This window comes from Variimorphobacter sp. HTMS_6 (genome assembly GCF_059717775.1).
Window position 1 is genome coordinate 2,947,100 of record NZ_AP046094.1, and the last position, 15,885, is coordinate 2,962,984.

At 37.3% G+C, this 15,885-nt stretch carries 11 protein-coding genes; 1 reads left to right on the forward strand and 10 read right to left on the reverse strand.

The window, feature by feature from the left end; genetic code table 11:
• Positions 1–543: 543 nt before the first annotated feature.
• The 8 genes from AC6IWN_RS13335 to xylB all read right to left on the reverse strand — a co-directional run bounded on the left by AC6IWN_RS13335 (position 544) and on the right by xylB (position 9,810).
• Entirely contained in the window at positions 544–915 is a 372-nt protein-coding gene (locus AC6IWN_RS13335) for a hypothetical protein (protein ID WP_497987905.1), read from the reverse strand.
• Between the two features lie 294 nt (positions 916–1,209).
• Entirely contained in the window at positions 1,210–1,587 is a 378-nt protein-coding gene (locus AC6IWN_RS13340) for a desulfoferrodoxin family protein (protein WP_497987906.1), read from the reverse strand.
• 79 nt (positions 1,588–1,666) lie between these two features.
• Entirely contained in the window at positions 1,667–2,206 is a 540-nt protein-coding gene (gene rbr, locus AC6IWN_RS13345) for a rubrerythrin (protein ID WP_497987907.1), read from the reverse strand.
• Positions 2,207–2,448: 242 nt separating this feature from the next.
• Positions 2,449–4,842 carry a glycoside hydrolase family 94 protein gene (locus AC6IWN_RS13350; protein WP_497987908.1) on the reverse strand — a complete coding sequence of 798 codons (2,394 nt, stop codon included), beginning with the start codon at positions 4,840–4,842 and terminating at the stop codon, positions 2,449–2,451.
• A gap of 124 nt (positions 4,843–4,966) precedes the next feature.
• On the reverse strand, positions 4,967–5,845 hold the full coding sequence (gene hslO, locus AC6IWN_RS13355; protein ID WP_497992207.1) for an Hsp33 family molecular chaperone HslO: 879 nt from the start codon (positions 5,843–5,845) through the stop codon (positions 4,967–4,969).
• 423 nt (positions 5,846–6,268) lie between these two features.
• On the reverse strand, positions 6,269–7,060 hold the full coding sequence (locus AC6IWN_RS13360; protein WP_497987909.1) for a class I SAM-dependent DNA methyltransferase: 792 nt from the start codon (positions 7,058–7,060) through the stop codon (positions 6,269–6,271).
• A gap of 169 nt (positions 7,061–7,229) precedes the next feature.
• Positions 7,230–8,090, reverse strand: coding sequence for an AraC family transcriptional regulator (locus AC6IWN_RS13365; protein WP_497987910.1), 861 nt, complete (start codon positions 8,088–8,090; stop codon positions 7,230–7,232).
• A gap of 250 nt (positions 8,091–8,340) precedes the next feature.
• Positions 8,341–9,810: a xylulokinase gene (gene xylB, locus AC6IWN_RS13370; protein ID WP_497987911.1), complete on the reverse strand. Its 1,470-nt coding sequence runs from the start codon at positions 9,808–9,810 to the stop codon at positions 8,341–8,343.
• A 314-nt stretch (positions 9,811–10,124) separates the two neighbouring features.
• Between xylB and AC6IWN_RS13375 the strand changes: the two genes are divergently transcribed.
• Complete coding sequence (locus AC6IWN_RS13375; RefSeq protein WP_497987912.1) at positions 10,125–11,285, forward strand: ROK family protein; 1,161 nt, start codon at positions 10,125–10,127, stop codon at positions 11,283–11,285.
• A gap of 205 nt (positions 11,286–11,490) precedes the next feature.
• Here the strand turns inward: AC6IWN_RS13375 and AC6IWN_RS13380 are convergent, their stop codons facing one another.
• Positions 11,491–11,703, reverse strand: coding sequence for an alpha/beta-type small acid-soluble spore protein (locus AC6IWN_RS13380; protein WP_497987913.1), 213 nt, complete (start codon positions 11,701–11,703; stop codon positions 11,491–11,493).
• An 80-nt stretch (positions 11,704–11,783) separates the two neighbouring features.
• Positions 11,784–15,743, reverse strand: coding sequence for a UvrD-helicase domain-containing protein (locus AC6IWN_RS13385; protein ID WP_497987914.1), 3,960 nt, complete (start codon positions 15,741–15,743; stop codon positions 11,784–11,786).
• Positions 15,744–15,885 lie beyond the last annotated feature (142 nt).

Genomic DNA, 15,885 nt, shown 5'->3' on the forward strand with positions numbered 1-15,885 from the left:
GAGAAAACCTTGGTGATAAATTTCCTTACGATATGTTTGCTTTTCTATCTATTTTTGATAAGGGATTGGACCATGATGTATGATAAGAAATTAATTATCTATCAAATGAATCTTGAAACTCATCACGAAATGGATGATGTTTCCCAACGACACTAGAGAAACGTAATAATCTTCGCCTATTGATCTGTAAAAGACATGATATCGACTCCAATATTTGGTATATTCGAATTCTGATGAGATACCGCTCAACTGCCCCTTTTACCCTTATTTAATTTCAATTTTACACCTTTTAATTAAAAAAATCATCCAAATATTTACACTAGTATATCAGTAGTTAATATTTTCATAAACAGCTAGACATTTACTATGGCAAACCAGAACTTACATAGTCAATTTACTTATAGTAGTACAATTACTATTGGCATTACAGTAAGAAACGATCCGGCTCCATGCTAATATAATCCTGCTTAAATCCGGGTCGTTTCTATGATTTATTTACTCTTTTTATTACTGATCATTCAATCGCAACATCAACTGCTTTTATTATTGCTCTCCAATACAAAGTGAATTATTTAACTCTACCAGTGCAGCTCTTGGATAGACTACTCCTGCAATTTCTTTACGGTCTTTGTCTCTTCCGTATAGTGTCAGTAACACATCATTATTTGGTATTTGAATTACTGCTATTGTGTGCTCATGATTTTCAGTCTGAAGTGTTAAAAAGGAATATTCACCCGGTTTTAAATCTACCGAGGTTGTACCTAATAGGATCGGGTGGGGATACAATCCATACAGTCCATATACTGAAAAACCAACCAGTACACTCGTACCAGAATTATTTAACGCCTCCAAATGCCAATCATATAATTCTCCTAGAACAAAATCTTTATTCACTGGTCCTGACGTAAGAAGCATGCAATTACCTCCATAATATTTTTTATCCGACATGCCAAGCGTTGTTTTTATAAGAACTTCCCATACCAAACCCTCCGCATCATACCTCTTGCCAGACAATAATTAATTGTATGATAACCACTTGGCATTATATCATATGTCGAATTATGGAACATTGTGACGAATATATTAAAGGTATTTCATTGTTTTTGAACAAAAAACTGTTTCAACCCATGCTCCTCCTTCCCAAAACAAAGAATTAAACGTTTTAAGAACTTACATGAATTGAAACAGTTTTTATATTTATTATATTATTTAAAATTCAGCTTTCCATAAACCGTGAATGTTACAGTACTCATAAACAGTACCTTCCTCATCAACAGCGAAGGAAGCTTCCGGCTCTACACCAGGCTCTAAGTATTTAAACTGAACTGTATTACCGGATACACAGGCAATCCATTCAATATAATGCTCTTCCAACATAGGGTGTGTTATGGAACCAATGCGAACAAAGATGGATCCATCTTCTTTTGTTATATCAGGGACATGTTTTTCCTGAACAGCATCCGTTGAATTTGCCTTTAACTCTCCCATCGGCTCTCCACAACAAATAACAGGAACTCCTGCATCCTTAACAAATGTAATGATATTACCGCAATGTTTACATCTAAAAAATGAAATTTCTTTTTTCATTATATCACCATACCTTTCTACTGCCTGCAAATCTCAGAATGCAGACTTATAATTTATAAGAAACAAATCTTTTTCTTCTTTAGTAATTATTCTTCTTAATTTCAAAATATGCCTTTGGATGGTCACAAACAGGACAAACCTCAGGAGCTTTTTTACCTACATGTACATAACCACAATTATTGCAGATCCAAACAGTATCACCATCTTTGGAGAATACAAGACCATTCTCAAGATTTCCGATTAATTTACGATATCTTTCCTCATGATCCTTTTCAATCTTTGCAACTGCATCAAAGAGATAGGCAATTTTATTGAAGCCTTCTTCCTTTGCTTCCTTTGCAAAAGTGGCATACATATCGGTCCACTCATAGTGTTCACCAGCTGCTGCATCTTCTAGATTAGTCGGTGTATCACCAATTCCATCATGAAGAAGCTTGAACCAAATCTTAGCATGCTCTTTTTCATTATTAGCGGTCTCTTGAAATAAATCTGCTATCTGCTGATAACCTTCTTTTTTCGCTTTTGATGCATAATAAGTATACTTGTTGCGAGCCATTGATTCTCCCGCAAAAGCAGCCATAAGATTGGCTTCCGTTTTTGTTCCTTTTAATTCACTCATCTTGTCATCCCTTTCTTTAAAAGTAGTGTTAATTAGTAACTAATATAAATTTTACCATTTTATACAAGCTCTTTCAATATATCTTTCCTTAACTTTTTGAAAAGTATTCATAAAAATCAGGTAGATAAGTTACAAATAAGCTATTACAAAATGCACTGGTTCATGGAATGAAAATCCATAGAGAAGCATTTGTAATAGCTTATTAAATGTATATATAATTAATTCTTGGTTTTACTTATAACCTACATTACTAACAAGATTTCATTTACGTCCTTTAATGCGCTTTCTGCTAAGTAGTTTTTCTCCAGTTTTTCACCATTCAGGAAAAATTCCTTGTATCCGCTTTCCTCACCGTTCGGATTTTGAACCTTGATGTTCAACTTTCTACCACGGAATACCTTCTCGATGGAGAATTCCTTCCAATCGCTTGGCACACTTGGAGCAACTGTTAAACCGTTCAGATCCGGTCTCATACCAAGAATACCTTCTACGCAGCCAACCATAACTGTGGATGCAGTACCGGTCAACCAGTGAACATGAGATCTACCCTGATGAGGGCTATCGGTAGCTTCTGTGAACTGGCCATGTACATATGGCTCAAGAACTCGAACTTCTGCCTGATCATTTAATGTTGCAGGACTGGATTCTGTAAAGTATTCAAAAGCGCGATTACCATGTCCCATTAAAGCTTCTGCAAGGATAATCCATCCCTGAGGCTGGGAGAAGATACCGCCGTTCTCTTTGGTGGATGGATTAAAGAGAATTGCCAATGCGCCATCAAATGCATGATCCACATAGGAGGGAGCCATTAATCGGACACCGTAAGGTGTATTTAATTCTCTATGAACACTTTCCAATGCTTTCTCTGCCTGATCCTTGGTTGCAAGACCACTGATTATAGACCAGGGCTGTGGTTCCAACCACATATTTGCTTCCGGATCGTGCTTAGAGCCGATGACTTGACCATCCTCTTTGAAACCACGGATAAAGCGATCATCCTCCCAGCAATTATCATTAATGGTATCCTTCAATTCCTTCTGAACCTTATCAAGATATGTGATATATTCTGTATCATTTCTATCAACAGCGATGTCACGGATAACTGACATTGCATAATATAACTGTAATGCTACGAAAGTAGATTCGCCCTTTTTACCAAGTCTTAAACAGTCATTCCAATCAGCGTGAAGACCTGCAGGCATCTTATGCGTACTAAGGCGTTCCATCGAGAAGTTTATTGCTCTCTTTAAATGGTCATATACATCCCCTTGATCCTTATTTGCATAAGGAATCACTTTATCTAAGAACTCCTTATCACCTGTTTCCGCCATGTATTTATATACAGTCGGGAATAACCATAACGCATCATCCGCACGATATGCAGGATGACCGGTAGATTGAGCATAAGAAGCATCATCCGGAGTATCCTCATGTCCTGCATTATGAGAGAATTTAACCAGTGGAAGACCACCTCCGTTATCCACCTGTGCGGATAACATAAATTCAATCTTTTCCTTAGCCATAGCAGGATCCAGATGAATGATACCCTGAATATCCTGAACAGTATCACGATAGCCATAACCATTTCTTAATCCTGCATAGATAAAGGAAGCTGCTCTAGACCAGATAAAGGTAATAAAGCACTGATATGCATTCCAGGTATTTAACATCGCATTAAAGTTCTCATTCGGAGTTTTTACCTGTAGTGCAGAAAGCTTACCATGCCAGTAAGATTTTAATTCACATAATTCCATATTTACTGTCTGAATATCCTCATAAGTAGCGATAATCTTCGCGGATTCCTTATCGTCCTTCTTACCCAGTACAAACACGAATTCTTTGCTTTCACCTGGTTGCAAGGTCATCTTTGTCTGTAATGCACCGCAGCAGTTAGAGTTATAGTTCAATGCATTATCACACTCACCGTTCTCAACTGCAATCGGGTTACTATAGCTTCTATAATTACCGATAAAATGAGATTTATCACCGTTATAGGAATCCACCTGAGCTCCAGCAAGGCCGAAGAAACGCTCATTTCCATTAGATCCGTCCTCATTCTTCCCACAATTCTCATTGATTACCTGTTGAATTTTATTCCCTTTAAAATAGGTTTTGGTTATAAAAAGTGTGTACTGTAAATTCACCTGATCATTTTCATAATTACCTTCATTCGTAAATTCAACAAAGCCAAATGCAGATAAATTACGTATCTTATCCCCTGTATTTTTAACGGTTACTTTCCATACCTCATGGGTCTTGTTAAGCGGTACATAATAGAGCACCTCTGATTCTATCTCTGAATACTGCGCTCTCAGCGTGGTATATGCAGTACCATGATGGCACTCACTCTTATATTCATCTAGGGGTTTGCCAACAGGCTGCCAAGAAGCAGACCAATAATCCTTAGAATCATCATCACGAAGATATACATATCTTCCGGGTTTATCCTCCTGATTAAATATGTATCTTGTGATTCTACCGCTTGCACCACTCTTTACAAAGCTGTATCCTCCTGCATTATTAGATACAATTGCACCATATTCGGGTGATCCAAGATAGTTTGCCCAAGGTGCCGGTGTATCGGGTCTGGTAATGATATACTCTTTGTTTTTCTCATCAAAATAACCGTAATTCATTGTATCAATTCTCCTTATACATTATTTATTTTTCTTATAACTTTCCCCATTTATATCAATTTATTTTATAATGTATTTTATTTATGGACAATGGTATTACTTATCCTCTTTTTGTAATATCCCATTATCTGCTACGTGTAATAATATCCTTGAGATCCTCCACACTGAAATGATATTGTGTATTACAAAAATGGCAATTCACTTCAATCGGTTCATTATCATCGATCATCTCCTGGATGTCTTTACTACCGATGGATACAATTGCTTTCTCAACTCTGTTCTTACTGCAATTACATTCAAATGCGGTTGGAATCTTATCCATAATCTCTAGTCCAAACTCACCGAGGATATCTTCCAATATCATCTCCGGAGTCATATCTTTATCCAGTAGCTTTGTAATACTGTCTATTTGGCTGATTTTCTCCTCCAGCTTAGATATTATGCTTTCATCTGCAAATGGTAGTAGCTGAATAATAAAGCCTCCTGCTCTTCTGACCGTGTTATCTTTATTCATCAATACTCCAAGTGCAACTACAGACGGCACCTGTTCACTTGCCGCAAAGTAATAGGTTAAGTCCTCTGCGATTTCTCCGGATACCAGATGAGTCTGTCCAACATATGGCTCCTTAAGACCCATATCCTTAATAACACTTAACATTCCTGCTCCAAGAGCACCCGCTACATCGAGCTTTCCCTTATCATTTGCATGGATTAAAACTTCAGGATTATAGACATAACCTTTTACCGTTCCCTTTGAATCTGCTGTAACTGTAATTCCTTCAATCGGACCGTCTCCTTTCATCTGAAGCGTAAGGATATCTTTGTCGCCTTTCATCATGGTTCCCATGATAGCACCACCTGTCAGCAATCTACCTAAAGCTGCAGTCGCAACCGGGCTTGTTCCATGAATATCTCTTGCATGCTCTACTAATTCTCTAGTTGTTGCTGCGAAAGCACGAATTTGATTATCTGCTGCGCTCGCACGTACGATATAATCTGTCATATAAATTACCATTCCTTTCATCGTGTTCAGCTGATTTAATTAACGAATAATACGTTCAGTTATATTTAGCCTATCTGCTTTGTTTTCTTACAATATCAGCTGATGTTTTTACTAATTTCTTATCTGTGATTTTCTGTAGTCTAACTTGCCTTTCCTGTAGACTATATTATGATTATTCATTTATCTATTTAGAGTCTAATCTGATACTATATATCTTTTACTTTTATTTTTTACTTATTATCTTATATTTTTTATCTTAAATCTTTTACTCTTTATCTTATACTTTACATCTAACTATCAATTTAATGTCTGAATTCTATAAACTCAACTGAATACAAGCATCGTTCATACTTGATTTCTCTGATTTCTTAATAATAATTTAAATGATAAAAATACTCGTAAGTATTCTGCTCCTTGTATATTCTAAATATACAATTTATCTTGTTGGCGCTTCTCACGAGCGATGATATATACTCTTTCACAATCCTTTTTCGGCTTCTTCTCCGTTAAAGCATCATAAACTGCCACCCACTCCATACCGGCTTCCTCAATGAGCTCCTTAATTCGGTCAATGGAATATGCTTTTCGGTAATGTGTCTCCTCATATTTATGATACAAAGCATTAGAATTGTTTTCTTCATTCTCACTTATCTCCGGGATAAATAAGGTGAGACCCACCTCATTCATGGTTTCCTCTTCATAATACGTATTCTCCCAGATAAAGCTTCCTTCCTCACGGTTCTCTGCAATCGTGTTATCACCAAGCACTTCACAATAAGCATATTCTGTATCTAAATCAAAGATAAACAGCCCATTTGGATCCAGATAATTATTAACTAGCTTAAATACCTGAAGCAAATCCTCCTCGGATAGGATGTAGTTCATGCTGTCACAAACACTAATCACAGCATTTACTGTGCCATAGAGTTCGAACTCTCTCATGTCCTGGCACAAATACAAGGTACCTTCTACATCACCATTTTTCTCTCTTGCTATACCAAGCATCTCCTCAGAGTTGTCTATCCCAATCATATCAAATCCTTTATTTGCCATACGTCTGGTCATACTACCTGTTCCGCATCCAAGCTCTAATAATAAGCCTTCCTCAATTCCATATTTCTTTAATAACAGTTGTACATAATCTGCCCAATCATCATATGGAACATTATCCATAAAGAGATCGTATACGGCAGCAAATCCTGTATATGGCTGCATGTACGCAGCTCCTTTCTCTATAAATTATCATGAGAACTTAATTCATCCCATAACTGTATTAATCAAAAGCACAACCAGTTATGAGAATCATAATCTGATCGTGCTATAATTTCCGTTCATTATTTTACCATACTATAAAGTGTGAATCAAATCAATACCTATCTCCTGCTTACTTCTTTACGACCGGAACCCATATTTCGCAAAAAACCGTTCCATCACTTTCAGCCGGATAGAATTCAATATCAGTTTCATCTACAATATCATAACCGGATGCGGGTAAGAATTCCTTAAAAATCCTGTCCCAAGTCTCACCTATGCAATCGCCATTTTCTCCAACGCATGGGAATATTGCCCATAAAGTAGGCTTGACTGCAAGTAGATGGTATCCTTGTGGTACTGTACTTCCATCATAAAGCATCCCGATTCCATAGTCAAAATATCCGCTATCTTTTGATATCGGAGAACAAACGCCATAAATGTCTTGTCCTACCGAATGTTTTCTCAGTACATCAAATACACCACAAGCAGCTGATTCCTTCCAAAAATCAGGTATTTCTGTATTTCCTTCCTCAGATATAATTTCATTACGAAACTGTTTCCCCTTTACTATAAGCTGAAATGCTTCCTTGTGAATAACTTTGTAATCCATTATCATACCACCTTCTACAATTATTTTTATGTTTAGGCGATTGTATAATTTGAGCTGTTTACCCATTCTTCTTGCAACGCTCGGCGAAACACCGTGAAATCTGGTAAAAGACTTCGTGTAGCTTTCCGGAGAATCATATCCATATTTATATGCGATATCAATGACTTTAACATCGGACAATAATAGTTCCTGAGCAGATAGTGACATTCTCCGATTCCGCATATATTCATTAGCGGTAAGACCAGTTAACATACGAAACGTTCTGTGAAAATGATAGTTTGACATATAAACTTCTTTTGCCACATCCTCATAATTGATATTTTCAAGAATATGTTCTTCCATATAGTCGATTGCTTTTTGAACACTTGTAATACAGTCCATATTTATTATCACCTCACGATAATTGTATTAGAATATAACTTATTTTTCCTGACTTAACTTGCTTATATTTGGCAGTAAAAATACTATGGGAATAATGTCTTTGCTATAAGTATTCTTACTAAGGTAATAGAAAGCCGGAACAAGAAAAAATGAACATTTTCAAATCAAATTGTTTGAATTGAAGATGCCATATTTTCTTGTTCCGGCCTAATTATATCACAAATCGATAATCAAATTAGAATAATTCTTATTATACCATCTTATCATACATATCTTTTAATGTAGGATAAAGCTGTTTGAATACATCGTATTTCTTATTGTAAAGCTCAACTTCAGCTGCGTCCTGATCAGTAGTCTCAACTACTTTGATTAATTTTGCTGTTGCTTCTTCTACGGATGCATACTTACCACAACCAACTGCCGCAAGGATTGCTGCACCGAATGCAGGACCTTCTGCGGAATTAATCTTATCTACTTTAACATTTAATACATCAGCGATAATCTTACACCATAATGGGCTCTTAGCACCGCCGCCATTGATACGAATTCTTTCGATTGTTACACCAAGGGATTTTGTAATTTCAAAGGAATCACGAAGTGCAAATGCTACACCTTCAAGTACTGCCTGGGTCATATCTTCACGGGTTGTATCCATTGTCATACCAATGAATGTACCTCTTGCATTAGGATTATTGTGAGGAGTTCTCTCACCCATCAAGTAAGGAAGGAAGAAAACATTGTTTTCGCCAAGTTTTTTGATGCCCTTCTGCTCGCTAGGATAATCTTTTGTTCTGATAATCTCATCCATCCACCACTTGTTAGAAGCTGCTGCACTTAACATAACGCCCATAAAGTGATATTTTCCATCTGCATGTGCAAATGCATGAAGTGCATTATTTTCATCTACTGCAAATTCTTTCGCGGAGATAAATACAACACCTGAAGTACCAAGTGATACACTGCACATACCTTCGCCTACGCAACCACCACCAACTGCTGCAACTGCCTGGTCACCGCCACCTGCGATAATCTTAACATTTGTAGTGAAGCCAAGAGCATCTGCTGCTTCTTTTGTGATGTTTCCAACAACTTCATAAGACTCATGGATTTTCGCCATTTGCTCTTCTTTTAAACCACAAATTTCAAGCATTTCTTTCGACCAAGTCTTGTTTTTAACATCTAATAATAACATACCGGAAGCATCGGATACGTCTGTACAATGTACACCGGATAATTTATATGCAATATAATCCTTAGGAAGCATAACTTTCTTAATTTTTGCAAAGTTCTCTGGCTCATGTTTTCTAACCCATAATAACTTCGGAGCAGTAAAGCCTGTTAATGCCATATTAGCTGTATAACTGGAGATCTTCTCTCTACCGATTTCATTATTTAAATAATCACATTCTGCCTGGGTACGACCATCGTTCCACAGAATTGCAGGACGGATAACATTATCATTCTCATCAAGAATAACCATACCGTGCATCTGTCCACTGAAGCTTACACCTTCGATCTGGGACTTATCACAATCTTTTGTTAACTCCTTAACACCATCAATCAGAGCGGAATACCAATCCTCTGGATTTTGCTCAGACCAGCCTGGCTTTGGAAAATACAACGGATACTCTCTGGTTACAATACTCTTAATATCTCCCGCCTCATCCATTAATAAAAGCTTTACGGAAGACGTTCCTAAATCCACACCAACGTATAACATGTTTTAAAACTCCTTTCGGTTTCTATGAAAGGAGTTATTACGCTCCTTTCGGATTTTAAAAAGAATATTACTTCTTTCCTTATGCTGCATGTTCCGATTAAAATCATATCAATATTCTTTGTATTGAAAATCAGTTTCATGCTAGAATCGCATTTATTTGGTCAATAAACTATATGTAAATACTATAACAAGTAGTGTTATTTATGTCAAGCACGAATGCATATTACTTCATTCCCCAAATTTAGGCTTTCCAAAAAAATCAATTTATGTTAACATATTATATTATCAATCCTAACGAATGAAAGGTGACTGTGATGGTAACAGGCAGTAAAGAGCTCATAAGAGACATCAATACCAAATTGGTATTAGAAACAATAATTAATAATACCGCAATATCAAGAGCTGCAATTGCTAAGTACCTCGGCTTAACAAAAGCAACGATATCTGCTATTGTACAAGAATTAATCAACAAAAAACTAGTAATAGAGATAGGTAGCGATGATACCAGTTTGGGACGCAAGCCTATTCTATTAAGTTTGAACAGAAAAGCAGGTTATGTGATTTGTATCGATATCGGAGTTGACACAATATCTGCATTACGAGCGGATTTAATTGGAGAAGATTGCAGTCTTAAACAAATTAAAACGCCGAAGAATCCTACAAATATTATCAATGTTTTGATTGAATTAATAGAATCAATGAGACTCCCTAAAAATACTCCTTATGATTTAGTCGGAATCACCCTTGGTATTCACGGTTTAGTGGCAAATAACCAGGTATCTTTCGCTCCTTATTACAATTTATCCGGTATCAATTTGGGAGAGAATCTGGAACGACATTTTAGCTCTCCGGTATATTTGGAGAATGAAGCAAATTTATCCGTAATTGGTGAAAACACGTTCCAGTATGATTATACGAATATTGCAAATATCAGTGTGCACTCCGGTATCGGTCTTGGAATTATTATTGACCACCAACTCTATACCGGTTATAACGGAAGAGCAGGCGAATTCGGACATACCATTATCGAGATAGATGGAAGACAGTGCCCCTGTGGCAACCAAGGCTGTCTAGAGCAATATGTATCCGAACGTACGCTAATTAATGAATTTGCGAAGTTGAAGGGACTGGAAGAAGCTACCTTCGAACATTTCCGCATTGCTTATGAAACAAATGATTCAGATGCTCATAAGATTATGCAGGATTTCATCAAATACATGTCGGTTGGCGTAAACAATGTATTGAATGCTTACAATCCTGATATTGTAGTAATCAATAGTTCCTTCACTATCTTCTTCCCGCATATAACTGAGAAGATTGAAGCTGCCCTTAAAAGCAAAATGAATAGCTATATCCGAATTGTACCCTCCGTACTTCAGGATACATCTATACTGCTTGGCGGAATCTGCGTTGGAATTAAAGGCTTCTTAGGTGTAGACGTATTAAAACTTAACCATATCGATATTCGTAAATAAAATGCAACCGCCACAAGAATAACAGAATATAATACAGCTTTATAAAAACCTAAAAATCACAAAACGGGCTACCCTGAAATCGAATGAAATGATTACGAAACATTTCATTCCTATCAGGATAGCCCGATTTTTGTTACGATATCAAGGTACCGCTATTCATTGCAAGCATACATTTTTCTATCACTCAAAGTTGAATCATCTATTCCTACTGTTCTTCTTTCATCTCTTTTCGCTTTTTTTCTTCTCGTTTTCTCTTCGTCATTAGTCCACCGATTCGACCAGATTCCTTTGCCGTGAGTGATTTCCATCCCGAATCAATCACCTTATCCAGGTACCCCAACTCACTTGCTATTTCATACTTGGTGGCTTCCTCCGGCTTAATATCATTTAAATCAATTTTCTTCTCTTTCTTACCCATATTGGCACACCCTTCTAATCCAAATTCAATCTTGTATTTTAGCTAAAGATCATATTTAATATCTAGAGTGTACCCAACTTCTATTCTTCTATACGAATCTCTTTTCCCAAATAAAGCGAGTAGATGATCATCTCCTTGACCCTCTTATGCAACATTTGTTCTAACGCCCTCTTGTAATATTCAAGCTGCACTTTATAACGAGTAATCAGTTGTTGCTCCTCTGATACAATATCTGATTTGTAGTCTAGTAAAACCAGTTCACCATCCTCTTCAAAGTACACATCAATAATACCCTGGATTAATATCAACTCATCACTGTCCTGGTTTTTGATTACCTCAGAAGCTTTAATTCCGATTACAAACTGCTTCTCCTTGTAAAGCTTGTTCGAATATTCCGCCATCCTCATTCGATTCGCGACCTCACTGTCAACAAATCTCCTGATATAATCTGCCTTAAGCATCTTCATATCCGATTGCTTAACAAGATTTTTACCGACCATGCACTGAAGTTCCCCTTTGACACCCTCACCACTCATTACTCTGGTTAGGTCAAGAAGCTCAAGTACCTTGTGATAAAGGGTTCCTCGGTCGGTTCCACTTACAGCCACTTCCTTTTCACTGATAAAGTTTGGTACAGTGGCAGGAACAACGATATACTCAAGTTCATTTTGATTCTTGTCAAACTCAGTTATTATGTCCGGATTTATTTTTGTTATTATTTCCCCTTCTAATTCTGTTTTGAATTTAGGTGTCAGCCCTATTTCCGCCTTTTGATACAAATTTACACTTTGATCCTCATCCTGGAACTGACCAAGCTTTTTCAATTCGGATACCGTCATTTTCACTTTGATATGTGCATCCTTCTGATATGGATACACATATTGAAATCTTGACTCTAGCTCCTCCTTTAAATCCTGATTATATGTTGTTGCCGGATCAATATTTAACAGATCTTCTTCATCTTTTCTCGTAAATATCTGCTTTGTGATTTCTTCCTTAACCAAAGAATTCTTATGAACTAAGGTAATGGACATATCGTCTTTACTACATACCAATTCATTATTAATCACTTCCGGTTCCCATCCAATCCGGTTTACTGTAGCCGGTAACACCCAGTCCAGATAACTCTTTGCAGAAAGTAATTCAAAGAACGAGAAATCCTTGCACAGGATTTCATCAACAGCTTTTAAATATCCTGTTAAAATTAATTTTTCCTTTGGTCTTGTCAATGCAACATATAATACTCTTAGCTCTTCACCAAGATTTTCAATTTGTACCTTCTTTTGAATTACTTTTTTGATTAAGGTCGGAATTTTTGTTCTCAACTTACTGTCGATACACTCCGGCCCAACACCCATATCACTATGAAGGACAATACTGCTGCGCAAATCCTGTGTGTTGAACTGTTTGCTCATCCCTGCCACAAAGACAATCGGAAATTCCAATCCCTTACTTTTATGAATACTCATGATACGAACCGTATTATCTTGTTCTCCTGAAGTGGAGGCTTCTCCGAAATCAATTTCGTATTTATGAAGCTTCTCAATGTAACGAATAAAATGAAACAGCCCGGTATAACTGCCCTTTTCAAATCTCACTGCTTGTGAGATAAGCATATCAACATTCCCTTTTCTTCGGTCACCGCCAGGCATTGCACTAACATAGTAATAATACCCTGTTTGATCCAATACAATTTGTATCAGCTCATGAATGGGCTTATGATTTACCATAGAGCGGAAGGAGCTTAACAATTCCATAAATGCGTTTACCTTATCTTTAAGCGCTTCCTGCTTTCCTTCCTTCCTATAATTAACGAGAGCCGTGTACATTGAAACATTACGGGTGGTGGAACGAATCAAAGCAAGCTCCGTCGTCGTCAATCCGACAATTGGAGAATATAATACACCGGTCAGCGGAATATCCTGTCGGGGATTATCAATCACACGAAGCATATTAATTACAGTCATGATTTCTAAGGTTTGAAAATATCCTGTGCCGGTATCCGCATAAGCTGATATACCTTCCTGCATCAAAGTATTAACAAAAACTTCCGACCATCCGGTCACACTTCTAAGAAGGATAACGATATCCCGATTGGTGGCAGGCCTATGTCCACCTGCTTTTCTGTCAAACACTAGCATGCCATTAACAGGATCCGTCAGTTCCTTGATTTTACGTGCAATCATCTTAGCTTCCAGTTCTCGTTTGGTATAGGCTTCCTCCTCCGGATCAGTTTCTATACTCTCCGTAGCTTTCGTATTATCATCTGATAAACTGCTGTCAAACTCTTCTTCCGTCACCAATAACAAATCCACACGGGAGGGAATCCTATCAAATATCTCGTTCGGTAGAAATTCGGTACTATGATTGTTATATTCTTGTTCCTTAAGTTCCTTCTCCTTAGATTCCTTTTCCTTTCGTTCTTGTTCCTTTGACTCTTGTTCCTCTGGTACGTATTTATTTTGTTCATGATCAATATCTATTTTTAAGGTTTCTTCAAATAATTCACCATATTTTAAAGAAGCAGACTCATCATATATAATTCCGCCAACCTGTTCATGCATAATCTGTTCAAATATTTTATTTACATAATCCAGAACGATCTTCCTGCTTCGAAAATTCTTGTCCAGATCAATGCGCTGATATAGATTCTTACTGCCATCTTCACAACATTCCTCACTGGAATAGGTATTGTACTTCTGCATGAATATCTCCGGCATCGCCAGGCGGAACTTATAAATACTCTGCTTCACATCGCCAACCATGAAGCGGTTCGGGAACCCCATATCCTCTCTGGAAATGCTTTTAAGGATTGTCTCCTGAACCATATTACTATCCTGATACTCATCTATTAGAATCTCTTCAAATTGCTCACTTAGCTCTAGAGCAGCCTGGGTCGGCTGTACCTCTGCTGCATCCTTTTTCTCAACTAGTATTTTCAGTGCAAAGTGTTCCAAATCATTAAAGTCAATTAGATTCTTTTCTTCTTTCTTCTTCGCAAATTCCTGCATGAATTCCAGCGTAAGATCAAAAAGGACCTGCATGAGTTTTCCAACTTCTTGAATATCCTTAAGCATCTCCTCAGGAGATTGAAAGAAGAACCCGGCTGTGATATCCTTAATTCCTTTTTTCATTTCTTCTCGAAGCGCTTTAATTCTATCCTTCTTCTCCGGAAGTACCCCTTCCTCTTTCTTGTTCGATAACCTGGCAAATGAGATTGATGAAAAGGCATTCATGTACTCTTCATATGAAGATGCTGATGCAACATTCTCAAGTATCTCACGGTCAGAGAGCAACGCTGCTTCATAAGCCGTTGGCCCTCCGGGCTCACAACATATCTCGAGTGCTGTTTTGTTTTTGGAAATCAGATCACCAAGTACATCCTTTACATAACTTAACAATTCCTGCATCCAAGAGCACTGTCCCATCTCATCCACGGAAGCAATCTCAAATAATCTTCTTTTATCCTCAATCCACTGTTTTGGCCAAGGATCACTCATAGAGAAATTAAATAGTTGAACAATCAAATCTTCAATCGGAGCATCCGATTTCGAATAAGAGTAACTTTCAACGAAAGCATGAAACTCCTCTCGTCCTACTTCGTACCATCGTTCCAGCAAATCAGCAATCACATCGGATTTCATCAGTGTAATCTCTGATTCCTCCGCAATCTTAAAGGATGGATCCAAATCAATCCGGTGAAAATAATTTCGGATTACATTCAAACAAAAACTATGTATTGTTGTAATCTGAGCACTCTGTAACAGAGAAATCTGCTTCTGCAAATGGCGGTTATCCGGCTGCTTAACCAGCTTCTCTTCAATCGCCTTACCGATACGCCCTCTCATCTCAGCCGCCGCTGCATTCGTAAATGTAACTACCAGCAAATGATCGATATCGATTGGATTCTCCCCCTCAGATATCATCGTAATAATACGCTCAACTAATACAGCAGTCTTTCCCGAGCCTGCTGCTGCCGAAACTAATACATTCCTTTCCCTCGTATCAATAACCTTTTGTTGTGCCTCTGTCCACGCCATACAAACTCCTTTATCTAAAAACGTAATAATCACAACGCAACCTTCATATTCCATCGTAAACTTGGTAGCTTGATTATGTTAATAACATATGAGTTAATGCTTTCTTTGAAACAATGATAAGATAAATCTTTACATACTAAAT